Source organism: Rhodanobacter sp. FW106-PBR-R2A-1-15, from assembly GCF_058789735.1.
Window position 1 is genome coordinate 37,006 of sequence record NZ_JBYTEM010000018.1, and the last position, 23,778, is coordinate 60,783.

At 68.9% G+C, this 23,778-nt stretch carries 18 protein-coding genes; 11 read left to right on the forward strand and 7 right to left on the reverse strand.

Going from position 1 to position 23,778, the window contains the following annotated elements; all coding sequences use genetic code 11:
* Positions 1 to 217: 217 nt before the first annotated feature.
* From AC3WTD_RS10735 to glk, 3 genes are all read right to left on the reverse strand, one after another.
* Positions 218 to 2,521 (reverse strand): beta-N-acetylhexosaminidase, encoded by a 2,304-nt coding sequence (locus AC3WTD_RS10735; RefSeq protein ID WP_492613793.1) that lies wholly within the window; start codon positions 2,519 to 2,521, stop codon positions 218 to 220.
* Positions 2,522 to 2,890: 369 nt separating this feature from the next.
* On the reverse strand, positions 2,891 to 5,608 hold the full coding sequence (locus AC3WTD_RS10740; protein WP_492613794.1) for a TonB-dependent receptor: 2,718 nt from the start codon (positions 5,606 to 5,608) through the stop codon (positions 2,891 to 2,893).
* Positions 5,609 to 5,714: 106 nt separating this feature from the next.
* Complete coding sequence (gene glk, locus AC3WTD_RS10745; RefSeq protein ID WP_027491627.1) at positions 5,715 to 6,800, reverse strand: glucokinase; 1,086 nt, start codon at positions 6,798 to 6,800, stop codon at positions 5,715 to 5,717.
* 425 nt (positions 6,801 to 7,225) lie between these two features.
* Between glk and AC3WTD_RS10750 the strand changes: the two genes are divergently transcribed.
* Both AC3WTD_RS10750 and AC3WTD_RS10755 read left to right on the forward strand, forming a co-directional pair.
* On the forward strand, positions 7,226 to 8,512 hold the full coding sequence (locus tag AC3WTD_RS10750) for a sugar MFS transporter (protein WP_492613795.1): 1,287 nt from the start codon (positions 7,226 to 7,228) through the stop codon (positions 8,510 to 8,512).
* 124 nt (positions 8,513 to 8,636) lie between these two features.
* Positions 8,637 to 9,686, forward strand: a complete 1,050-nt coding sequence (locus AC3WTD_RS10755; RefSeq protein ID WP_492613796.1) for a LacI family DNA-binding transcriptional regulator — start codon at positions 8,637 to 8,639, stop codon at positions 9,684 to 9,686.
* A gap of 84 nt (positions 9,687 to 9,770) precedes the next feature.
* Here AC3WTD_RS10755 and AC3WTD_RS10760 read toward each other — a convergent pair whose 3' ends face one another.
* The 4 genes from AC3WTD_RS10760 to AC3WTD_RS10775 form a co-directional block, all read right to left on the reverse strand.
* Positions 9,771 to 11,372 (reverse strand): S10 family peptidase, encoded by a 1,602-nt coding sequence (locus tag AC3WTD_RS10760; protein ID WP_492613797.1) that lies wholly within the window; start codon positions 11,370 to 11,372, stop codon positions 9,771 to 9,773.
* Positions 11,373 to 11,466: 94 nt separating this feature from the next.
* Positions 11,467 to 12,324 (reverse strand): EamA family transporter, encoded by an 858-nt coding sequence (locus AC3WTD_RS10765; RefSeq protein ID WP_027491305.1) that lies wholly within the window; start codon positions 12,322 to 12,324, stop codon positions 11,467 to 11,469.
* A 51-nt stretch (positions 12,325 to 12,375) separates the two neighbouring features.
* Entirely contained in the window at positions 12,376 to 13,242 is an 867-nt protein-coding gene (locus AC3WTD_RS10770) for an MBL fold metallo-hydrolase (protein ID WP_027491304.1), read from the reverse strand.
* Positions 13,243 to 13,285: 43 nt separating this feature from the next.
* Positions 13,286 to 13,636, reverse strand: coding sequence for an ArsR/SmtB family transcription factor (locus AC3WTD_RS10775; protein ID WP_027491303.1), 351 nt, complete (start codon positions 13,634 to 13,636; stop codon positions 13,286 to 13,288).
* A 207-nt stretch (positions 13,637 to 13,843) separates the two neighbouring features.
* Here AC3WTD_RS10775 and AC3WTD_RS10780 point away from each other — a divergent pair, with 207 nt between their 5' ends.
* The 9 genes from AC3WTD_RS10780 (at position 13,844) to AC3WTD_RS10820 (ending at position 23,714) form a co-directional block, all read left to right on the forward strand.
* Positions 13,844 to 15,145, forward strand: coding sequence for an NAD(P)/FAD-dependent oxidoreductase (locus AC3WTD_RS10780; protein WP_027491302.1), 1,302 nt, complete (start codon positions 13,844 to 13,846; stop codon positions 15,143 to 15,145).
* A gap of 72 nt (positions 15,146 to 15,217) precedes the next feature.
* Positions 15,218 to 15,424: a YgaP family membrane protein gene (locus AC3WTD_RS10785; RefSeq protein WP_027491301.1), complete on the forward strand. Its 207-nt coding sequence runs from the start codon at positions 15,218 to 15,220 to the stop codon at positions 15,422 to 15,424.
* Between the two features lie 29 nt (positions 15,425 to 15,453).
* Entirely contained in the window at positions 15,454 to 15,837 is a 384-nt protein-coding gene (locus AC3WTD_RS10790; protein ID WP_027491300.1) for a DUF302 domain-containing protein, read from the forward strand.
* Positions 15,834 to 16,943 carry an efflux RND transporter periplasmic adaptor subunit gene (locus AC3WTD_RS10795; protein ID WP_027491299.1) on the forward strand — a complete coding sequence of 370 codons (1,110 nt, stop codon included), beginning with the start codon at positions 15,834 to 15,836 and terminating at the stop codon, positions 16,941 to 16,943. The genes AC3WTD_RS10790 and AC3WTD_RS10795 overlap by 4 nt, the downstream gene beginning before the upstream one ends.
* Complete coding sequence (locus AC3WTD_RS10800) at positions 16,936 to 20,178, forward strand: efflux RND transporter permease subunit (RefSeq protein ID WP_027491298.1); 3,243 nt, start codon at positions 16,936 to 16,938, stop codon at positions 20,176 to 20,178. Before AC3WTD_RS10795 ends, AC3WTD_RS10800 begins: the two co-directional genes overlap by 8 nt.
* A gap of 163 nt (positions 20,179 to 20,341) precedes the next feature.
* The gene (locus tag AC3WTD_RS10805) at positions 20,342 to 20,572 is read left to right on the forward strand and encodes a hypothetical protein (protein WP_492613798.1); all 231 of its coding nucleotides are present in this window, start codon (positions 20,342 to 20,344) and stop codon (positions 20,570 to 20,572) included.
* Positions 20,565 to 21,023 carry a MarR family winged helix-turn-helix transcriptional regulator gene (locus AC3WTD_RS10810; protein ID WP_027491297.1) on the forward strand — a complete coding sequence of 153 codons (459 nt, stop codon included), beginning with the start codon at positions 20,565 to 20,567 and terminating at the stop codon, positions 21,021 to 21,023. Before AC3WTD_RS10805 ends, AC3WTD_RS10810 begins: the two co-directional genes overlap by 8 nt.
* A gap of 21 nt (positions 21,024 to 21,044) precedes the next feature.
* Complete coding sequence (locus AC3WTD_RS10815; protein ID WP_492613799.1) at positions 21,045 to 22,496, forward strand: efflux transporter outer membrane subunit; 1,452 nt, start codon at positions 21,045 to 21,047, stop codon at positions 22,494 to 22,496.
* A gap of 9 nt (positions 22,497 to 22,505) precedes the next feature.
* A complete protein-coding gene (locus AC3WTD_RS10820; RefSeq protein ID WP_492613800.1) occupies positions 22,506 to 23,714 on the forward strand; it encodes an HlyD family secretion protein in 1,209 nt (402 codons plus the stop codon).
* Positions 23,715 to 23,778: the final 64 nt, after the last annotated feature.

The window sequence follows — 23,778 nt, forward strand, 5'->3', positions numbered from 1 at the left end:
CTCAAAAGCGCCGAAATACCTCCCCCTGCAAGGGGACAAATCGGCAGGACTGCCGATTTGCACGGCGCCAGCCGCCCGCAGGGTGAGGGCCATGGATGGCCCGAATGCAGGCAGGGAGGGGGTAGCGCAGGGTCGCCGGGAAGATCAAGAGCGAACCCCACCCCAGCCCTCCCCTGCTGCGCAGGGAAGGGCTGGGGTGGGGTTCGCAGGACGGGACTCATGGCGTCAACGCCACGTGGCCCAACGCGTACAACGGTCCGTCGATTGGCGCGATGTAGATCAGACACAGCGCGTGCTCGCCCTGCTGTATCGGCAGTTTTGCGGTCAATGTGAAGTTGCGGGCGCTGTGCGCCGGATCGGGCAGCGGCATGCTGGCCAGCACCGGCCCGTCGCATCGGTCGGCATGCACTATCAGTTCGCCGAACGGGGTGGCGTGCGGACGCGACACCACCAGCTTCTGCTCGTGCGCCAACGCGAAGTTGCGCGGCAGGCGCGCCGCCTCGACATGGATCGCGGCGACGCCATCCAGCAGCGTGGCGGGAAACACCTGGCAGGCATCGAACACGTTCACCGCGTACACCGGCTGCACGCTCTTCGCGTCGGGCATGGGTTGCAGGCGCAGGCGGAAGTTACTGGCGGGGCAGTTCGGCAAGGTGTTGCCGGGAAAGCTCAGCAGGGCCGCGCGATCCAGCACGCGTTCGCGCGGCGCGGCGAGCCGGCTGCCGTCGGCGGCGTAACTGGCGGCGCGCACCGTGCTCGGCAGGCTCACGTTGAACGGCGCGTCGTAGCGCGGCGAGGCGAGCGTGGGCGTGCTGCCGTCCAGCGTGTAGCGGATGCGGCCAAAGTCCGCCTGATTCGACAGCGTCACCGTGGCCTTGCCGGTGGCCAACGCCACGTTGCGATCCACGCCGATGTCCACCGCGAAGGCGCTGTCGGCGTAGGCGACATGCTGCGCGCGGTAGCGCGCGAACTGCGCCGGCAACCTGGCGAGAAAGCCCGGCCAGCCGTTGGCCACGGGCGGCGACCACGCCACTTCGCTGAGCGCATCCAGCCGCGGGAACACGGCGTGCTCCACGTGGGCGAACGCGGGCATGTGCTCGGTCCACACGTTGGCCTGCACGCCCAGCACGTGCCGTGCCTGTGCCGCGCCCAGTACCGCGGGCACGGTCGGGAAGGCGTACACGCTCTGCAGCGATTCCACGCCGAGGCGACCGGCGTACTCGTCGGCGAGCTCGCCCTGCACGTGGTCGAAATACAGCTGCGGTGCAGGCGCCATCACCACGTCGTGGCCCATCATCGCCGCCTTGATCGCGCCGTCGGTGCCGCGCCAGGACATCACGGTGGCGTCGGCCGGTACGTTGTCGCCGTCGAGGATCTCGTCCCAGCCGATCAGCTTGCGGCCATGCTGGTCGAGGTACTGGCCGACGCGGTCGATGAACCAGCCCTGCAGCGCGTCCTCGCCGGTAATGCCCAGCGCATGCATCTTCGCCTGCACCGCCGGCGAGGCCCGCCACTGGTCCTTGATCGCCTCGTCGCCGCCGACGTGGATGTAGGTCGAGGGGAACAACGCCATCACTTCGTCGAGCACGTTGCCGATGAATTCGAAGGTGGCGTCGTCGACGTTGTAGAGATACGGGTTGACGCCCCAGTCGGTCGACACCGGCGGCCGCTGGCCGGTGACGCCGAACTGCGGATAGGCGGCGACCGCCGCCTGCGCGTGGCCGGGCATGTCGATCTCCGGCACCACGGTGATGTGGCGCGCGGCGGCGTACGCGACCACTTCGCGTAGCTGCGCCTGCGTGTAGAAACCACCGTAGCGCCGCGGCTCGCCGTCGTGCCCGGCATCCGGCGGCGTGCGCCATGCGCCAATCTTCGTGAGCTTGGGATAGCGCTTGATCTCGATGCGCCAGCCCTGGTCGTCGGTGAGGTGCCAGTGGAAGGTGTTGAGCTTGTGCTGGGCCATCTGGTCGAGCAGGCGCTCGATTTCTTCCACCGTCTGGAAGTGCCGCACGGAATCCAGCATCAGGCCGCGCCAGGCGAAACGCGGCTGGTCGTGAATGGCCAGCGCCGGCACATCGACCGCGCCTTGCTTCGCATCGGGCGTGAGCAGTTGCCACAGGGTCACCGCGCCGTAGAACAGGCCGGCGTCGTCGCGCGCGCTGACCCGGATGCCTTGCGGTGTGACATCCAGTGCATAGCCTTCGCGGTTCGCCACCGGCGCGGCGGAATCACGTTGCAGCACGATCGCGCCGGCGGTGGCCGGGCCGTGCTTCAGCGGCAAGTGCAGGCCGCGGGTACGCGCGACCAGGTCGGCCAGCCACGCGCCGGTGCGCCGGGTCGAGGCGGCCTCGTCGGCGAGCACGATCGGCGTATGCGCGTCGACGGTGAAACTGCCAGCAGCGACGCGCAGTTGCGCCGGCAGCGGCAGCAGGGCGGGAGCCGGCGGCTCGGCGGCCCGGGCGAAGCCGGCGAGGCCCAGTATCAGGGTCGCGCAGCCGAGCAGGATCAGACGGCGGGTCATCGGTAGTCTCCGTCGCAGCAGGTGTATCACGCTAGCAAAAAAACGGGCCCGGCAAGATGGGACCGGGCCCGGTTGGGGAGGATGCGGAGCCGTCCGTGGCCCGCCTCGCGGTGGAACCGGCTCAGCGCTTGTGAAGAAAACCACTTCCTGTGGTTTTCTTCAGTCGCGAGTCCGGTACACGCCCGGACTCGCTCACATGAAACAGTCACTGGCGTGACTGTTTTATGCCCGGCCCTCGGGCAACCGCTCCTGCGTTGCCTCCACTCGGGCATCGGGCAACCGCTCCCTGCGTTGCCTCAACTCGGGCATCCATGCCCTCGCCATGCCCTCGCCGTGGCCGGCCTGAGAGGTTGAAAAAATCACAACCTCTCAGAGCTTGAAACGCAGGTTCAGGTAGTACTGCCGGCCGTTGTCGTAGAACGCGTACGGCTGCTTTCCGTAGGTGGCGTTCCGCGTGTAGTACTTCAGCTTCGGCTCGTTGAGGTTCATCGCGTCGAGCGACAGCGAGATATGGTCGTTGAGCTGGTAGCCCAGCGACACCGCGAGGTTGCCGATGCCCTGCTGGAAGTAGGTGTCGGTACGGCTCACGCCGGCATAGAACGCCGAACGGTAGGTGTAGCTGACGCGGGCGTTGAACTGCTTGTTCTCGAAGTAGCCCGACACGTTGTAGGTGTTCCTCGAGGCGCCCTGCAGCGGCTTGTCGCCGGTGGCGTGTGCGTCGGCGTAGGTGTAGTTGGCCTGCACGCCGAAGTTGTCGCCGATCGGCTGGATGTAGTTCAGCTCCACGCCGCGGACCTGGCCGTTGACGTTGGTCGGCACGCTGATCAGGTAGTTCGAGAACACGTCGTGGCCGGCGGCCTGGCTGGCCGGCATGTCCTTGAAGCTGCGCGTCTGGTTGCCGAAGGTGACGTAGTCCTTCAGGTTCATCGCGTACACGCCGGCCGACAGCAGGCCGCGTGGCGCGAAGTACCATTCCACCGCGGCATCGAAGTTGCTCGCTATCAGCGGCTTGAGCTGCGGATTGCCGCCGCTGCCGGTGTGGGTGAGGTCGTCGGCCGACACCGAGCCGGCCAGCGCCGAGTAGTCCGGACGGGTCATCGTCTGCGACGCGGCGAAGCGCAGCAGCAGGTCGTCGCGCACGGCGAGCTTGAGGTTGGCGCTGGGCAGGAACTTGTCGTAGCTGTGCCGGTAGGTGTTCCAGAAGTAGTCGCCGAACGCCGAACCGGTGATCGGGCCGGTGACCGAGCTGGCCGCGGCGTCGGGCGAGGTGCTGCTGTAGCCGATGTCCTCCTTGGTCTTCACGTAGCGCACGCCGATGTTGCCGCTGGCGATGCCGGACTCGAAGTTCAGCTGCAGGTAGGCGGCCGAATCCTTCTCTTTGACCTTGTAGATGTCGTTGAAGTAGAAGCGCCCAACCGGGTCGCGGTTGGCGAACTTGCCGTCGATCTGCGCCAGCTGGGCCGGCGTCCAGAACCAGATCGGGCCGGGGAAGCTGCCGCTGAGCGAGCTGTTGAAGCCGCCCGGATAGCGGCTGTAGGTGGCGGTCGGGTAGGCGGCCGGGTTCTGCCAGTCGGAGGACCAGTTCGGCCCCTGCGCGATCTCGAACGGATTCTGCCGCGTGTGCTTGGCGTAACGGGCGCCGAACTGCAGCGAGGTGAACGCGTCGTTGTCGAAGCTGAGCTCGCCGTCGAACTGCGCCCAGTCCTCCTTGTCCTTCACCTTGATGCGCTGGCCGCCGAAGATCCAGCCGGCCGAGGGCAGGATGCCCGACGGCGAGCTGTTGTCGCCGCCCAGCGTCCAGTTGATCGGCTTGCCGAGGCCGCGCATGTCCCAGCTGGCGCCGGCGCCGCCGGCGGTGCCCAGCTCGATTACGTCCTGGGTCGGGCTGGAGCCGGTGCCGCGGGTGGTGCCGAGTTGGCCCTTGAGGTTGAGGTGGTCGGTGACGCCCCAGTTCGCATCGAGGGTGAGGTACTTCGATTCCGACGACGCGCCGGGGCGGGAGATCTGGTCGTACACGCCGTACGCGCCGGTGCCGCCGGCGATCGAGCCGCTGGTGACCACGTTGTTGTTGATCGAATTGGCGGTCAGCACGCCGCCGTTGGCCAGCGCACTGCTGGCCCACATCATGTAGTTGCGGTTGTAGTTGTCGGCCTTGAGCTTGGAGTAGAAGCCGCTGAGGTCGAGCGTGAGGTTGTCGGTCGGCCTGACCTGGAAGTCGATCACGCCGCCCTTGCGCTCGCGCTCCTGGGTGAACAGCACCGCGCCGATCTCGTTGGGGTAATACACCGTTTTGCCGCCGACCGTGGTGGGCACGTAGCCGCCCACCACTTCCTGGCCGTTGCGCTGCAGGCTGCGCTTCTCGTAGAAGCCCTGCACCAGCACGCCGACGGTGTTGGCGTCGTTCTTCCAGTTGAACAGGCCGCTGAACTGCGGCTTGGTGTCGCCGGGCAGGTCCGAGTACACGCCGCCGATCGAGGCCTCGGCGGTGATCGGCTTGGCGAACTCCAGCGGCTTGCGCGTGATGATGTCGACCGAGCCGGCGCTGCCGCCCTCGACGATGCTGGCCTCGGAGGTCTTGTGCACCACCACCTGGCTGACGATCTCCGACGGCAGCAGGGTGTAGCTCACGCTGCGGCCCACGGTCTGCACCTGGCTCAGCACGAACCAGTCACCGGTGCCCACACTGTGGCCGTTGACCAGGGTCTGGGTAAGGCTGGGTGCGGTACCGCGCAGGCTGACGCGATCGCTTTCGTCGAAGCCGCCCTCGCTGGCGCTGGACGAGCTGATGTTGACGCCGGGCAGCCGTTGCAGCGTGTCGGCCACGTTCTTGGCCGGCAGCTTGCCGATGTCCTCGGCGGTGACCACCTCGACGTGCGAGGCGGCGTCCTTCTTCAGCGCCAGCGACTCGGCCTCGCTGTTGCGGATGCCGACCACGGTGACGGTGGCAAGCTCCTTCGCCTTGGCCTTGTCGGCGCGGCTCTGTGCGGTGGTGGCGCTGCTCTGCGCGGCATCCTGCGCGTACAACGCGCCGGATACGCACAGGCTGGCGATGATGCTCGCGGCTAGCAATGTCTTGCGGTAGTTCATGATCTCCTCCCCTCAGAGGCTGGCTCGAATCAAGACCGGCATGACGACGGTCGCGGACGTTGTGTGGTGGTTTGGCTTGGCGCCGTGTCGCCGGACGGTGCCCCTCTCATGCTCCCGGGCGTTCATCCAGAAACCAGCTTGCGGCGCCGATGACACCAAGCTGGCCGTGCTCGATCAGTCGTACTGGAACCTGTTGCAGGTAGGCGCGCATCACGCCCTTGTTGAAGTAGCGTTCGGCGAAGCGGCTGGCGCGCAGGAACGGCAGGATCTGCGGCAGGATGCCGCCGGCCAGGTAGACCCCGCCGCGGGCGCCGTACAGCAGCACCAGGTCGCCGACGAAGCTGCCGAGCAGGCCGCAGAACACTTCCAGCGCCTCCATCGCGGCGGCATCGCTGCCCGCCAATGCGGCGCCGGTGACCTCGGCCGGGGTCAGCAGGCGCGCTGGGCTGCCGCGCAGTTCGCACAGCGCGCCGTAGAGCTTCAGCAGGCCCGGGCCGGACAGCGCATCCTCGAACGACACGTGCGCATGCTCGCGGCGGAACAGGCGCAGGATCTCGATCTCGCGCTCGTTGCCCGGCGCCAGCGAGACCTGGCCGGCCTCGGTGGCCAGCACCTGCGCGCGCGGGTGGCCCGGCAGCAGCACCGCCGAACCCAGCCCGGTGCCCGGCCCCATCACCAACGCCGGCCCGCTGGCCGCCGGTTGCGCGGCCTCGATGATCGGCCGCGTCTCGTCGGCGGCGATGAACTGGGTGGCGTAGGCGACCGCCTCGAAATCATTGATCACCGCTAGTTGACGGATGCCGAGGCCGTCGCGGATCTCGCGGATCGACACCGGCCACGGCAGGTTGCCGTTGACGATCGCGTCGTCCAGCACGTAGCCGGCGCAGGCCACCGCGCAGTGACGCAGCCCACCGCGCAGCGCCGCGTACGGCGTGCTGGCCAGCTGGTCGACGAAGTCCTGCAGCATCGCGGCCAGGCCGGGCCAGTCGGCGCAGCTGTAGCGGTGGTAGTGCAGCACGCTGACCGGGTGGGGACCGGCCGTGTTGCCGACGACCAGGCCGATGCGCGCATGCGTGCCGCCGACGTCGGCGGCCAGGAACGGCGGCTGCCGATCCGGCCCGGCGCCAGGCCCGCCCGACGCCGACGCGTCGGCAACCGCCGCTGCATGACGCTGGTTCGCGACTTCCCCCACTGCCCTCTCCCGTAGCTGGCGATGGCCCGACCCGGACACGTTGACGCGAACCGGTACGGCCTGATTCGGGCGGAGTCTGCTGTCAGAATGACAACGTTGTCAACCGGACTGGCGACAAATTTTTGAACGCACGATGCGGCGACGCAATATAACTGTCACGACACTCTTGATCCATCCGTGATGAAGCCATGTAAATGGCTTCGTATGGCGCGGTAGCGCATGAAAGTGCGACAGCAAGGTAGCTTGCTGCAGCGCCGCGACGACGACTCCACATGACCGTCCGGACGGCACAGGCACGAGCACCTGCCTGCAGCCATAACGGATGGCTTTATTGACAACGTTGCACTTTTCGGCAATTAAGGGGACATTCCTGCCTGCCCCGGTCAGCCGACCGGGCGGCACGGCGACTCCGGGGAGAACCATCCATGGCAACCACGCTGGCGGCGGCGCCGTCCGAACGCACCCATCTCGGTCCGATGCTGGTGATCGGCCTGCTGTTCTTCATCTTCGGCTTCGTCACCTGGCTCAACGGGCCACTGATCACCTTCGTCAAGCTGGCGTTCGATCTCGACGACGTGAACGCGTTCCTGGTGCCGATGGCGTTCTACCTGTCGTATTTCTTCCTGGCGCTGCCGTCGTCCGCGGTGCTGCGCCGCACCGGCATGAAGAAGGGCATGGCGCTCGGCCTGTTCGTGATGGCGCTCGGCGCGGTGCTGTTCGGCCAGTTCGCCACCATGCGCCTGTACCCGGGCGCGCTGACCGGGTTGTTCGTGATCGGCGCCGGGCTGTCGCTGCTGCAGACCGCGTCCAATCCCTACATCAGCATCCTGGGGCCGATCGACAGCGCGGCGCAGCGCATCGCCTTCATGGGCATCTGCAACAAGCTGGCCGGCGCGATCGCCCCGTTCGTGTTCGGCGCGCTGGTGCTCAGCGGCATCGGCACCTTCGGCCAGCAGGTCGAGTCGGCGCCGACGCCGCAGGCGCGCGAGGCCCTGCTCAACGCGTTCGCCGGCAAGGTGCACCTGCCGTACATGGTGATGGCGGGCCTGCTGGTGGTGCTGGCGATCTGGATCGCGCGCTCCTCGCTGCCGGAGATCAGGCCCGCCGGCGCCAACAGCGAGCAGGCGATCGGCCACCGCAGCGGCAGCATCTTCAGCTTCCCGCACCTGTGGCTGGGCGTACTGTGCCTGTTCCTCTACGTGGGCGTGGAAGTGATGGCCGGCGACGCGATCGGCACCTACGGCCAGGGTTTCGGCCTGCCGCCGGACGCCACCAAGCACTTCACCTCGTACACGCTGCTCGCGATGCTGGCCGGCTACCTGGCCGGGCTGGCGCTGATCCCGCGCTTCATCACGCAGCAGCGCTACCTGGCGCTATCGGCCGTGCTGGGCGTCGTCCTTGCGATCGGCGCCTGGCTGACCCACGGCTACGTGTCGGTGGCGTTCGTGGCGGCGCTGGGTTTTGCCAACGCGATGATGTGGCCGGCGATCTTCCCGCTGGCGATCAATGGGCTAGGCCGCCACACCGAGGCCGGCTCGGCGCTGCTGATCATGGGCATCGCCGGCGGCGCGGTGGTGCCGCAGCTGTTCGTGCACCTGAAGCAGAACGTCGACTTCCAGCTCGCCTTCACCGCGCTGGTGGTGCCGTGCTACCTGTACATCCTGTATTACGGGCTGGCCGGCCACCGGGTCGGCCAGCAGCGGACAGCGTGAGACAGGAGTTCGCTACCGCCCGGCCATAAGCTAGGATGCTCACGCCGCCGCGCCGACGCGTGCGGCGCCACCGGCACCATGGCGCGACCGGCGACCAGTCCTTTCGATCCACGAGGTTCAGCGGGTGCGCAGCGCCACCATCAAGGATGTCGCGGAACGTGCGGGCGTCTCGCTGAAGACGGTCTCGCGGGTGATCAACAACGAGCCGTCGGTGCACCCCCGCACGCGGGCGAAGGTGCAGCGCGAGATCGACGCGCTCGGCTACCGGCCCGACCCCTCCGCGCGCAGCCTGCGCAGCACCCGCGCCTACGCAATCGGGCTGGTCTACGACAACCCGAACGCGCACTACGTGATCAACCTGCAGCACGGTGTGCTGGCCGCCTGCCGCGCCAGCGGCTACGGCCTGCAGATCCACCCCTGCGACTCTTCCTCGCCAAAGCTGGCCGACGAGCTGCGCGAACTGGCGCAGCGTTCGCGCCTGGCCGGGCTGGTGCTGGCGCCGCCGATGTCCGAGCAGCCGGCGCTGATCGAGGCGCTGAGCCAGGCGCAGGTCCCGTTCATCCGCATCATCTCGGCGCGCAAGGACCCGCAGGACGGCCACCCATGCGTCTACGTCGACGACCGCGACGCGGCCTACGCGATCACTGAACACCTGATCCAGCTCGGCCACCAGCGCATCGGCTTCCTGTGGGGCGGCCGCGAACACCACTCCAGCCTGGAACGCTACCAGGGCTACGAAGACGCGCTGAAGGACTACGGCATCGCGCTCGACCGCAAGCTGATCGTGCCCGGCGACTACACCTTCGACGACGGCTTCCGCGGCGCGCGCAAGCTGCTGGCGTTGAAGGAGCGCCCCAGCGCGATCTTCGGCAGCAACGACGAGATCGCCGCTGGCGTGCTGGCCGCGGCGCATTCGGACGGCATCAACGTGCCGTACGAACTCTCCATCGCCGGCTTCGAGGACAGCCCGTTCTCCAAGCAGTCGTGGCCGGCGCTGACCACCGCGCGCCAGGCCACCGAGGACATCGCGCGGCATGCCGCGCAGCGGCTGATCGACGACCTGCAGCGCGCGGCCAACGGCGAGCCGCCGGTGAGTCGCAACGAAGGCTTCAGCCCGGAACTGGTGGTGCGCGGCTCCACCGCGCCGCGGCACACGGTGCCGTCTCGGCGCTGAGCGCATTGCGCCGTACGTTCGATTCGTAGCGCACCCTACCCACTGGCTGCGCGACATGCGCCGGTGGGGACGGAGCGGTGCGGCTTACTTGACGTTGTCGGTCTGCCCGATGAAGCGCGCGACGTTGTCGTGCAGCAGCTTCAGCGACGACTCGTGCGCGTACACCATGTGCCCGGACGGGTACCACGCATAGCTGATGTTGCGCTCCAGGCTGGCCGGGATCGGCAGGTGGCGCATCTCGTAGTCGGCGGCGAAGTACGGCGTGGCCAGGTCGTAGTAGCCGCCGTGCAGGGAGACCTTGAGGTTGGGGTTGGTCTTCATCGCCATCGCCAGGTCCGGCATCACGTTGGTCGATGATTGCAGCGCCTCGCCGTGCACGCCGGGCGCCTTGTGCGAGAAATCCCAATGCTTGATGTCGGCGAACAGCCGGTACTGCCGGCCGTGGCCGAACTTCAGCTCGCGCCGCACATAGTCGTTGAACGCGGCCACGTAGGCCGAGCTGATCGCCGAGGACTGCGGGTCGTACTCGGAATCCTTGCTCAGCGGATCGATCGACGGCCCGGCGAAGCGGCTGTCCAGCCGCCCGGTGGTGACGTCGCCGTCGGCCTGCAGCTCGTGCTCGAACATGCCGCCGGTCACGCGCAGGTTCGCCTTCAGCAGGTAGGCCACCGGCAGGCCGGTGTACGCATGCAGCTTCTGCGCCACCGCCTGCCTGCGCGCATCGTCCAGGCGCGAGCCGGCCATCAGCGCCTGCGCGTAATCGCCCAGCGCGTACTGCTCCACCTCGCGCAGGAACGGTTCCAGCGCAGCCGGCTGCTGCGGCAGCTTGTGGTGGTAGAACGCGGTGGCGGCGAAGGTCGGCAGCGCCAGTTCGTACGGCAGGTCGATGCCGGGGTTGAACTCCGGCCCGTCGATGCTGGTGTCGAAACTGAGGATCTGCGACAGCAGGATCACCCCATTGAGGTCGACGCTGTCCTCGTTCTCCAGGATGTTCGCCAGCACCGCCGAGCGGGTGGTGCCGTAGCTTTCGCCGAACAGGTACTTCGGCGAGTTCCAGCGGTCGTACTTCGACAGGAAGCGGGTGACGAACTGGGCGAACGCATGGCCGTCGCCGTCCACGCCGTAGATCGCCTTCTGGCGATCCTTCATCTGCTCCTCGCGCTTGGACTTGTCCGGGTCAGCGGCGATCAACCGGCTGAAGCCGGCGCCCGGTGCGTCGATGAACACCAGGTCGGAGGCATCGAGCAGGCTGTAGTCGTTGTTGACCAGCCCGTACGGCGCCGCCGGCGTGTGGCTGTCGTCGCTGGTGACCACGCGCTTCGGCCCGAACGCGCCCATGTGCAGCCAGACCGTGGCCGAACCGGGGCCGCCGTTGTAGATGAAGGTGACCGGCCGCTTCGTCGCTGCAACGCCCTTCTTGAAATACGCAACGTAGAACATGCTGACCTGGGGCTCGTCCTCCTTGTCGCCCTTGCCATGCAGCACCAGCGTGCCGGCCACCGCCTTGTAGTCGATGCGATGGCCCTCGACCGATACCGAACCCTCGCTGGCCGACGACTGCGGCTCGACCAGCGCCGCGTCGGACTGCTCCGGTTTGGACTTGTCGTCCTTCTTGTCCGGGGCGGCGACCGCGACCGCGCTCAGCAGCAGTGCACACGACAACGCGACGAGAGGAAGTTTGCGCATGGCCCGGAATTCCCGCTGGCTGGGGCGCCATCGCCCCGAAGCGTCGCAGCATAGACAGCGCGGCAGCGCGATTTCATAGCCCAGAAGTCACTGCTCAGCCGTACGCGATCACCCCGATCGCCAGCAGCGCCAGCGCCACGCCGGCGAGGTTGAGCCGGCTCAGGCGCTCGCGGAACAGCAGCAGGCCGACCAGCGCGCCCAATGCGACCACGCCGAGGTTCATGCTGGCGAACACCAGCGCCGGGTGCTCGGGCAGCGCGCGGTGGCCGCGCAGGTAGAACAGGATGTTGCCGAAGTTGGCCAGGCCGAGCAGCAGGCCGGCCAGCGCGTTGCGCGCGGTGAAGCGAGTCTGCCCGCGCGCGCGGCGCCACAGCTGCAATGCGAAGGCGACCAGCAGGGCCAGCGCGAACATCGCCTGCAGCGACGCGCCCAGCGGTACGCCGGCCTGGGCCACGCGCTTGAACAGGATGTCGATCACGCCGAAGCCGGTGAACACCGCCAGCGGATACAGCCAACCGGCCGTGCCGCGTTCTGCGTTGTCATGCCCACTGCGCCAGACCATGCCCAGCAGGGCGAGCAGGCCCAGCACGACGCCGAGCGCCTTGAACGCGGTGAGCTGTTCGCCGAACAGCGCGAACGCGGCCAGCAGCGAGAGCAGCAGCGACAACCGCTGCGCCGCGTCGCTGCGCACGATGCCGGCGTGGCGCACGGACGCGGCCAGCGCCAGGAAGATCGTGGGCAGCAGGATGCCCAGCGCGGCCAGTGCCAGCCATGGCACGCCTGGGCCGCGCAGGCTCACCGGCGTGGGCTGCAACAGCCACGTGGTGAGCGCGCCAGCGACCACGTAGTTCCAGGCAATCGCCTGGCCCACGTCGATGCCGAAACGCCGCGCCAGCTTCAGCAGCACCGACACCAGCACGCTGCACGCCACGCTGAGCAGTACGTAGATCATCCCTCACTCCGGCAGCGGCAAACCGCCATTGTGCCGCAGCGCGGCCAGTGCTCAGAACGCATCCAGCGGGATTTTCAGGTACTGCACGCCGTTGTCCTCGGCCGGCGGCAGCCGGCCTGCGCGCATGTTCACCTGCACCGCGGGCAGCAGCAGCGGCGGCACGGCCAGCGTGGCGTCGCGCTCGCGGCGCAGGGCGACGAACTCGGCCTCGCCGATGCCGTCGCGCACGTGGACGTTGCCGGTGCGCTCGGCGGCCACCGTGGTCTGGTGCGAAAACGTCTCACGGCCGGGCGCCTTGTAGTCGTGGCAGAGGAAGATCCGCGTGCTGCCCGGCAGCTCGAAAATGCGCCGGATCGAGCGGTACAGCGTCGCCGCGTCGCCGCCGGGGAAATCGCAACGGGCAGTGCCGTAGTCGGGCATGAACAGGGTGTCGCCGACGAACGCCGCATCACCGATCACGTGCGTCATGCAGGCTGGTGTATGGCCCGGCGTGTGAATCGCGCTGGCCTCGATGCTGCCCACGCGGTAGCGCTCGCCGTCGGCGAACAGGTGGTCGAACTGGCTGCCGTCGCGGGCGAAGCCGGCGCCGGCGTTGAACAGTTCACCGAAGGTCGCCTGCACGGCGCGCACGTGCTCGCCGATGCCGAGCCGGCCGCCCAGCTGCGCCTGCATGTACGCCGCCGCCGACAGGTGGTCGGCGTGCACGTGCGTTTCGATGATCCAGTCGACCGCCAGACCCTGCGCCTGCACGAACGCCACCAGCGCGTCGGCCGACTGGTGGCCGCTGCGCCCGGACGCCGCGTCGTAGTCGAGCACCGCGTCGATCACCGCGGCGCGGCGCGTCGCCGGGTCCGCCACCACGTAGCTGAAGGTGTGGCTGGCGGCGTGGAAGAACGCCGTCACGTCAGGCTGTGGCATGGAAGCTCCCCCGCTGGATGATCGAAGCGCGGCCGCCCGCGGCTCAGGCCCGCGACTTCCGCGAGCGCGATTTTTCCGCAGGCGCGCAATAGATGCCATACAGCGCGTCGATGATCCGTTCGGCCGGCCCGGGCGCGAGCGCGTACCAGATGGTCTGCGACTCGCGCCGCGTGTTTACCAGGCCTTCCTCGCGCAACCTGGCCAGGTGCTGCGAGAGCGCGGACTGGGCCAGGTCGGGCAACTGCTCGTTGATCTGCCCCACCGACATCTCGCGGTCGACCAGCAGGCACAGCACGCGCAGGCGCTGGGCGTTGCCGAGCGCCTTGAGCAGGCGCGACGCATCATCGGCGCAGGCGCGCATGGCGCCCAGATCCGCATGGTTCGGTAACGGCATGGCTGCGCCTCCGGGTCGGTGCTGTCTGCTGGGTGTAGGGCTTGACTTTAGCACAGCTATCTAAATAAGCTATGCCTAATGTAGATTCTTCTATTAGAAATATTGACCCTGGTCAAGCTGTCGCAACGCATAGGCGCCTACCGTGGCAGTCGGCTCCAGCCGAGATGAGCAGTCCCGTTTCCACACACCCCAGAGGAGTGTCGAGCCATGGCAAACATCGTCATCCTTGGAGCAGGCCTGGGCGGCATGTCGGCGGCCTACGAGATCCGCGACACCGTGGGCAGTGGGCACGCGATCACCGTGATCGGCGAAGGGCCGCAGTTCAACTTCACGCCTTCCAACCCCTGGGTGGCGGTGGGCTGGCGCGGGCAGGACGAGATCCGGGTGGACGTCGCCCAGCCGCTGGCCCGGCGCGACATCCGTTTTATCGACGCCGGTGCCAGCAAGGTGCACCCGGCCGACCACCAGATCGAACTGGGCGACGGGCGCAAGCTGGATTACGACTACCTGGTGATCACCACCGGGCCGCGCCTGGCGTTCGAGCGGGTACCGGGCAGCGGGCCGGAAGGCTACACGCAGTCGATCTGCACCGGCCCGCACGCGCACCGGGCCTGGCTGGCCTATCAGGAGTTCCTCAAGCACCCGGGGCCGATCGTGATCAGCGCGGCGCAGGGCGCCAGCTGCTTCGGCCCCGCCTACGAGTTTGCGATGATCGTGGACACCGACCTGCGCCGGCGCAAGCTGCGCGACCGGGTGCCGATGACCTATGTCACCGCCGAACCGTACATCGGCCACATGGGCCTGGGCGGCATCGGCGACTCCAAGGGACTGCTCGAATCGGAACTGCGCCAGCGCCACATCAAGTGGATCACCAACGCGCGGGTGCGCTCGGTCGAATCCGGTGCGATGCATGTCGAGCAACTGGATGAACGCGGCCAGCTGCAGCAGGAACACAACCTGCCGTTTGCCTTCTCGATGCTGCTGCCCTCGTTCGCCGGCGTCGACGCGGTGAAGGAGGTCGAGGGCCTGGTCAATCCAGGCGGCTTCGTGCTGATCGACGAGTTTCAGCGCAACCCCGCCTACCCCAACGTCTACGCCGCCGGCGTGTGCGTGGCCATTCCGCCGGTCGAGGTCACCCCGGTACCCACCGGCGCGCCCAAGACCGGGCTGATGATCGAGTCGATGGTCACCGCCATCGCGCACAACCTGCGCGACGCCATCGCCGGCAAGCCGCCGCATGCGCGCGCTACCTGGAACGCGATGTGCCTGGCCGACATGGGCGACCGCGGCTTCGCCTTCATCGCGTTGCCGCAGATTCCGCCGCGCAACGTGACCAAGGCGATGACCGGCAAGTGGGTGCACCTGGCCAAGGTTGCCTACGAGAAGTACTTCCTGCGCAAGATGCGCAAGGGCCAGGCCGACCCGATCTACGAGAAAACCATCATGGAGGCGTTCGGCATCGAGCGCCTGAAGCCGGACGTCAAGGCCGACGAGACGCCGGCCCCATGACCGCCCGCGGCGAGACTGCCCCATGAGGGGCCAACGCGCCGCGCCACCCTCCATCCACTGCAGGAGAACAACATGACTATCGAAAACGCGGTACGAGCCTTTGCCGGCGCGGTGATCCTGATCAGCCTGGGCCTCGCCCACTTCGTGTCGCCCGGCTGGTTGTGGCTGACCGCCTTCGTCGGGTTCAACCTGTTCCAGTCCGCCTTCAGCGGCCTCTGCCCGCTGGCCATCATCCTGCGCAAGCTCGGCCTGAAGCCGGCCTGCGCGATCAAGTCATAACCGCGCCGCGCGCGAGAGAGGCAACCAACATGTACTACATCGTGGAATCGACAAAATCCTTCGAGGACGCGGTCAGCGATCTCGACGCCGCCGTCAGTCGCCACCAGTTCGGCGTGCTGCACGTGCACGACCTGGGCGCCACCTTGCGCAGCAAGGGCTTCGCGTTCGCCGGGCAATGCAAGGTGTTCGAGGTGTGCAGCCCGCGCCACGCCGCCAGCGTGCTGGCCACCGACCTGCGTCTCAACATGGCGCTGCCCTGCCGCATCTCGGTGTACACCGAGAACGGCGACACGCGCATCGGCATGATCAAGCCGGTGCCGATGCTCGGCATGCTCTCGTCCGACGCGCAGCTGGCCGCGATCGCGCAGGAGGTCGAAAGCGCGACCATGCGGATGATCGACGAGGCCGCATGAGCATGCGCCACCTCCGCTCGCTGCCCGCCGCGCTGCTCGCGCTGGGCCTGCTCGCCGGCTGCGGCGGCAAGCCGAACGCCGGCGACGCCGCGGCGAAACCGCCGGCGCTGGCGGCGATCGTCGTGCGCGCGGAGGACGCGCCGCGGCAGCAGCTCTGGGACGGCGTGGTCGAGGCCGTGCAGCAGGTGACGATCACCGCGCAGACCAATGCGCGCGTGCGCGAACTGCCGTACGACGTCAACGACGTGGTGGCCAAGGGCGACGTGCTGGTGCGCTTCAGCGACGTGGAGCAGCAGTCCGCGCGCCAGGCCGCCCGGGCACAGCTCGCCTCGGCCGAGGCGAGCTACAAGGAGGCGCAGGCGTCGTTCGGGCGCATCGAGGCGGTCTATGCGAAAGGCTACGTGTCCGCCGCGCAGATGGACCAGCAGCGCGCGGCGCGCGATGCGGCGCGCGCGGCGCTGGATGCCGCGCGCGCCCAGCTGGCGAACGTCGGCCAGCAGCTGGACTACACCGTGCTGCGCGCGCCGTTCGCCGGCATCATCACGCGTCGTTTCGTGCACGTGGGTGAGGCGGTGCAGGCCGGGCCGCCGTCGCCGCAGCCGCTGATCCAGCTGCAGGCGCTGGACCAGTTGCGGGTCAACGTGCAGGTGCCGCAGAGCGCGGTCGAGGCGATCCGCCAGTTCCACTCGGCGCAGGTGCTGCGCGGCGAGCGGCGCATCGCGGCCGGCGCGGTCGAGGTGTTTCCCTACGCCGACCCGCAGACCCACACGTTCAACGTGCGGCTGCCGTTGCCGGCAGACAACGGTGGCCTGTATCCGGGCATGACGGTGAAGGTGGCGTTCGCCACCGGCGCGGCGAAGCGCCTGCTGCTGCCCGCCTCGACGCTGGTGCGGCGCGGCGAGCTGGTCGGCGTCTACGCGCTCGACGCGTACGGGGTGAGCCTGCGCCAGCTGCGCATCGGCCCGCAGGACGGCGACCACGTCGAGATCCTGGCCGGGCTCGACGACGGCGAACGCGTGGCCCGCGACCCGCAGGCGGCCCGTGCCTGGCTGGTCGCGCGGCACGCCGCCGGCCGGCCCTCCAGCGGTGCGTCCACCCATGAATGAGCCTACCCGGCTGGGTATCTCCGGGCGTATCGCGCGGGCGTTCCAGGCCTCGCAGATCACGCCCTTGCTGGCGCTGGCCGGACTGCTGCTGGGCATCGCCGCGGCGATCATCACGCCCAAGGAGGAAGACCCGCAGATCGAAGTGACCATGGCCAACGTGCTGGTGCCGTACCCGGGCGCCAGCGTGCAGAGCGTCGAGAACCTGGTGAGCTTTCCGCTGGAGCAGAAGGTCGCCGAGATCAAGGGCGTCAAGCACGTCTACTCGATGAGCCGCGCCGGCATGGCAGTGGTGACGGTGGAGTTCGACGTCGGCGTGCCGCGCCAGCAGGCGCTGGTCGACCTGTACAACAAGCTGTACTCCAACGCCGACTGGGTGCCGGCCGGGCTTGGCGTCGGCCAGCCGCTGGTGAAGCCGTACGGGATCGACGACGTGCCGATGATGGCGGTGACCCTGTGGTCCGACCGCCCGGAAACCACGCCCGAGCAGCTGGCCAAGGTGGCGCACACGCTGGAGACCGAGCTCAAGCGGGTGCCCGGCACGCGCGACGTCTACACCATCGGCGCGCCGGAGCGCGCGGTGATGGTCGAGCTGGATCCGGCCAAACTGGCCACCCACCAGCTCGCCGTCGCCGACCTGGTGCGCACGCTGAAGGCGGCCAACGTGGCGGTCGACGCCGGCAGCGAGATCGGCGGCAACCGCGACCTGCCGGTCAAGGCCGGCACCCTGCTGATGAACGCGGACGAGGTGGCGCAGCTGGTGATCGGCCTGGCCGACGGCCGCCCGCTGTATCTGTCGGACGTGGCCCGCGTGGAGGCGGGCAGCAACCATGTGACGCGGCTGGCCTCGTTCGGCACGCCGCCGGGCCGGGCCGGGCCGCTCGCCGGGCTGGCCCCCGCGGTGACCCTGGCGATCGCCAAGAAGGCCGGCAGCAATGCCCACACCATCGCCGGCACCATCCGCGAGCGGCTGGACGCCTTGCGCGGGGTCGACATTCCCGCGGGCGTGCACGCCACGGTGACCCGCGACTACGGGCAGACCGCCAACGATAAGGCCGACGAGCTGCTGCTGCACCTGGGCCTGGCCGCGCTGGCGGTGGTGCTGCTGGTGCTGCTGGCGCTGGGCTGGCGCGAGGCGGTGGTGGTCGGCACCGCCGTGGTGGTGACGCTGGCGGTGACCCTGTTCGCCTCGTGGGCGATCGGCTTCACCATCAACCGGGTGTCGCTGTTCGCGCTGATCTTCTCGATCGGCATCCTGGTCGACGACGCGATCGTGGTGGTGGAGAACATCCACCGGCACATGGCGCGCGGCGACAAGAGCCTGCTGCAGGCGATTCCCGCCGCGGTGGACGAAGTGGGCGGGCCGACCATTCTGGCCACCTTCACGGTGATCGCCGCGCTGCTGCCGATGGCCTTCGTTGGCGGGCTGATGGGGCCGTACATGCGGCCGATCCCGATCAACGCCTCGGTCGGCATGCTGATCTCGCTGGCGGTGGCCTTCGTGGTCACGCCGTGGCTGGCCTACCAGCTGCTGCGCCGCCATGCGCCGGCGGCCGGCGCGGCGCAGCACTCGCGTATCGACGACTTCCTGCAGAACCTGTTCACCCGCGTGATGCGCCCGTTCCTCGGCCACCCGAAGGCGGCGCGCAACCGGCGCCGGCTGTTCCTCGGCATGAGCCTGCTGGTGCTGCTGGCCGCCGGCCTGGCCGGGGTCAAGCTGGTGGTGCTGAAGATGCTGCCGTTCGACAACAAGTCCGAGTTCCAGGTGGTGCTGAACATGCCCGAGGGTTCGACCCTGGAGCAGACCCAGCGCGTGCTGGTCGAGCTCGGCCGCGTGCTGGACGGTGTGCCGGAGGTGAAGGACTACCAGCTCTACGCCGGCACCTCGGCGCCGATGAACTTCAACGGCCTGGTGCGCCAGTACTACCTGCGCAACCAGCCGTACCAGGGCGACATCCAGGTCAACCTGGTCGACAAGGGCGAGCGCCAGCGGCAAAGCCACCAGGTTGCGCTGGCGGTGCGCCCGGCGCTGGCGGCGGTGGCGCAGCGCTTCCACGCCCACCTGGTGGTGGCCGAGGTGCCGCCCGGGCCGCCGGTGATAGCGCCGATCGTGGCCGAGATCTACGGGCCGGACTACCGCGACCAGCGCGGGGTCGTGCTGGCGCTGGCGCAGCTGTTCGAGCGTACGCCGGGTATCGTCGACGTCAACCTGAGCACGGAGAACCCGCAGGCGACGCGCCAGCTGGTGGAGATCGACCGTGCGCGCGCGGCCGCGCTGGGCATCAGCCAGGCCGACATCGTCGACGCCCTGCGCACCGGCATGGGCGGCACGCCGGCCAGCTACATGGCGGACGAGAACGCCAAGTACGCGGTGCCGATCGTGCTGCGGCTGCCGCCGGCCGCGCTGGGCTCGATGGACAATGTGCTCAAGCTGCGCGTGCGCTCCGCCGCGGGACAGCTGGTGCCGATCTCCGAGGTGGTGAAGGTGGTCACCCGGCCGTGGGCCGACGCGGTCTACCACAAGGACCTGCTGCCCTATGCCTTCGTCACCGGCGACGACGCCGGCAGCGAGGACAGCCCGGTCTACGGCATGTTCCGGCTGGTCGGCAAAATCGGCCAGACGCGCCTGGACAGGCAGCAGCTGGCGCAGAAGTTCACCGCGCCGCCAGCCAGCGACAGCGGCTTCTCGGTGCGCTGGAGCGGCGAGTGGGAAATCACCCTGGAGACGTTCCGCGACATGGGCATCGCCTACTCGATGGGCCTGCTGCTGATCTACCTGCTGGTGGTCGGGCAGTTCCGCAGCTACCTGGTGCCGCTGATCATCATGGCGCCGATCCCGCTGACCGTGATCGGCGTGATGCCGGGGCACTGGCTGTTCGGCGCGCAGTTCACCGCCACCTCGATGATCGGCATGATCGCGCTGGCCGGCATCATCGTGCGCAACTCGATCCTGCTGGTGGACTTCATCAACCATTCGCTGGCGGCGGGGCTGAGCCTGGAGAATGCGGTGGTCGAGGCCGGCGCGGTGCGCGCCAAGCCGATCATCCTCACCGCGCTGGCGGCGATGCTCGGCGCGTTCTTCATCCTCGGCGACCCGATCTTCCAGGGCCTGGCGGTGTCGCTGGTATTTGGCGTGCTGGTATCGACCGTGCTGACCCTGCTGGTGATTCCGCTGCTGTATTACGGGTGGCTGGCGCGCGACGGCGGCCGCCACCTGCCTGGCCGCGACGCGGCCTGAGCGGGAAGGCCTTCAGCCCGCTGCGCTGCATGGAGGTGTGCATGGGCAAGCCTGGGCGGTAGTGGAAGTACCCGCAGCGGGGACGCCCCGCCACGTACGCCGACGCACTCACCGAATCCGTGGTGCATACCCAGCTGATGCTCGATCCGGCGCCCCGGGATCGGTGCGTCGCGAGACCGAACCCCGCCTGCTGGCGCAACTGCCGACCCTGCTGGCGCTGGGCGTGTTCGAGCTGTTCATCTTCCGCGCTCCCGCGTTGCACGCGCTGGTGCACGACGACTTTCGGTCCCAGCGGACCCGCGCCGCCCTGAACACTTGCCTGAGCAAAACTGGACTCGAATATATTTGCATTGACAAATATAATTTTGGCAATAGAATGCGCGGCCATGAATAGCGAATCGCTTGCCTTCTCCACGCCCAAGGAAAGCCTGGGCATCCTGCTCGGCCTGGTCCGCACGGAGATCGTGCGGGCGATGGAAACCGAGCTGGCGGCCAAGGGCCTGAACCTGAGCTTCACCCAGTTCCTGATCCTCAAACGGCTGGCCCGGCTCGGGCCGATGTCGGCCAGCGAGCTGGCCCGCTCGGTGGAACTGGACGGCGGCGCGATGACCCGCCAGCTCGACCACCTCGAGGGCAAGGGCTACCTGCGCCGCTGCCCGCATGAGCAGGACCGGCGCGCCCTGCGCATCGAGCTGACCGACGCCGGCAACGCGCTGTGGACGCAGCTGGTCGACTGCAACGAGCACGTGCTGACCGCCGCGCAGCGTTCGCTGAGCGAGGCCGAACAGGCGCAACTGCAGGACTACCTGGAGCGCGTGCTGCACGCGCTGCGCGACAAGAGCTGACCTCCCCCCTGGACTCCCCCCATGCGTCTGCATCAACTGGCGGCTGCGGCTGCCCTGACCCTTGCGCTGGCCGCTTGTGCCAGCAGCGGCGGCTTGCACCCGGAAGGCACGCCGACCGACCCGTCCACCCTGAAGGCCGGGCGCAGCCTGGCCCAGCTGTCCGCGGCCGCGTGGCCAACCACCGACTGGTGGACCGGGCTGGGCGACCGGCAATTGGACGCGTTGATCGCCGAGGCGCTGCAGGACAACCCCGGCCTGGGTGTGGCCGATGCGCGCGCCCGCGCCGCGCAGGCCGCGGCGGGCTTCGCCGACGCCGCACGCGGGCCCAGCGTGAACGGCGGCGCCGCGGTCGCCGGTGCCCGGCCGCCGCCCGCACTGCTCGGCGACAAGGCGCATTTCGCCATCGCCAAGTACGGCTACACCAGCTTCAAGTGGGATCTGGACCCATGGGGCGGCAAGCGCGCCGCGTGGGAAGCGGCGCTGGGCCAGGCGCGCGCCGCCGAGGTGGACGCCCGTGCCGCGCGCATCGAGCTGTCCGGCAACGTGGCCCGCGCCTATGTCCAGCTCGGCTATGCCTTCACCCAGCAGGACCTGGCCGACGCCGAGCTGCAACGCGCCGGTTCCGCGCGCGAACTGACCCGCCAGCGCGTGGCCGCCGGCATCGACAACCAGGTCGCGCTGAAGCAGGGCGACGCCGAAGTGGCCAGCGCCGAGCAGCAGGCGGCACTGGCCCGTCGCGCGGTCGATGCGGCGCGCTCGTCGCTGGCGGTGCTGCTGGGCAAGGGCCCGGATCGCGGCCTGCAGCTCGAACGGCCGCGGCAGCTGGCGCCGGCCGCGCTGGCGGTGCCGGCGAAGCTGCCGCTGGAGCTCGTCGGCCATCGCGCCGACCTGGTCGCGGCGCGCTGGCGCGTCGAGGCCGCGGGCAAGGACATCAGGGCGGCGAAGACCGAATTCCTGCCGGACATCAGCATCGGCGCGATGGCCGGCCTGGTCAGCTTGGGCGGCGCCAATCCGCTCAGCCTGGCCGGACGGTTCTACCAGGTCGGGCCGTCGCTCAGCCTGCCGATCTTCGACGGCGGCCGCCTGCGCGCGAACCTTTCGGCCAAGGACGCGCAGTACGACCTCGCCGTGGCGCAGTACAACCAGACCCTGGTCGGCGCGCTCAACCAGGTTGCCGACGAACTCTCCGCGCTCAAGTCGCTGCAGACGCAGATCGCCGCGCAGCAACGCGCGCAGGATGCCGCGCAACAAGCCTGGGATCTGGCCGAGCAGCGCTACCAGGCCGGCGTCGGCAGCTACCTGGAAGCGCTCAGCGTGCGCCAGCAGTTGCTCGCCGTCGAGCGCGGCAGCGCCGCGCTTGAAGCGCAGCAGGCCGATCTTTCGGTACAGCTGATCCAGGCCCTCGGCGGCGGCTACCAGCCGCGCACCGATGCGGCCGTCGCCATCCCGTCCCCCACCCCGTCACGTTCCTGAGGCAGCCCCATGTCCAGCCAGACCATCCCTGATTCGAGCGGCGCCGCGGCTGCCAGCATGCCGGTCGGTCCGCCGGCGAGGAACAACCCGCGCGGCCTGCTGTTGCGCCTGCTCGGCGGCGTGATGCTGCTCGCCGCCGTCGGCTGGTCGCTGTGGTACTTCCTCGACGGCCGCTGGTACGAGGGCACCGACGACGCCTACGTCAACGGCAACGTGGTGCAGATCACCCCGCAGGTGCCCGGCACCGTGGTCAGCATCGGCGCCGACGACGGCGACCTGGTGCATGCCGGCGACGTGCTGGTGCGGCTCGACCCCAGCGACGCCGACGTGGCGCTGGCCGGGGCGAAGGCCAACCTCGCCGCCACCGTGCGCAAGGTGCGCGGCCTGTACTCCAGCATGAACGGCGCGCAGGCCGACGTAGCCGCGCGCAAGACCGCGGTGGACAAGGCGCGCGCCGACTACCAGCGGCGCGTGGCGCTGGCCAAGTCCGGCGCGATCTCGGCCGAGGAACTGGCGCACGCCAGCGACGCGCTGACCAGCGCCGAGAGCAACCTGGTCACCGCCCAGCAGCAGTACCAGACCAGCAAGGTGCTGGTCGACGACACCGTGGTCGCCTCGCACCCGGACGTGCAGGCCGCCGCGGCACGCCTGCGCGCCGCCTTCCTCGACGACGAGCGCGCCACCCTGGTCGCGCCGGTGGACGGCTATGTGGCCAAACGCTCGGTGCAGGTCGGCCAGCGCGTGCAGCCGGGCGCCGCGCTGATGGCGGTGGTGCCGCTGCACCAGGTGTGGGTGGACGCGAACTTCAAGGAAACCCAGCTCACCGACATGCGCATCGGTCAGCCGGTGACGATCGAGTCCGACGTCTACGGCGGCAAGGTGGCCTACAAGGGCAAGGTGCAGAGCCTGGGCGTGGGCACCGGCAGCGCGTTCTCGCTGCTGCCGGCGCAGAACGCCACCGGCAACTGGATCAAGATCGTGCAGCGCATCCCGGTGCGCATCGTGTTCGACGACCCGGCCCAGCTGGACCGGCACCCGCTGCGCATCGGCATGTCGCTGAACGTGGATGTGGGCCTGCACGACCGCAGCGGCCCGATGCTTTCGCAGCGCTCGCCGAGCAAGCCCGCCTTCAGCACCGACGTCTACCGGCAGCAACTGGCCAGCGCCGACGCGACGATCACGCAGATCGTCCACGCCAACATGGCCGGCGGCAAGTAACTCCAAACCCCCGTAGGAGCCCGCTTGCGGGCGATGCTTCTGGTCTGGAAATTCAGAGCCAGAG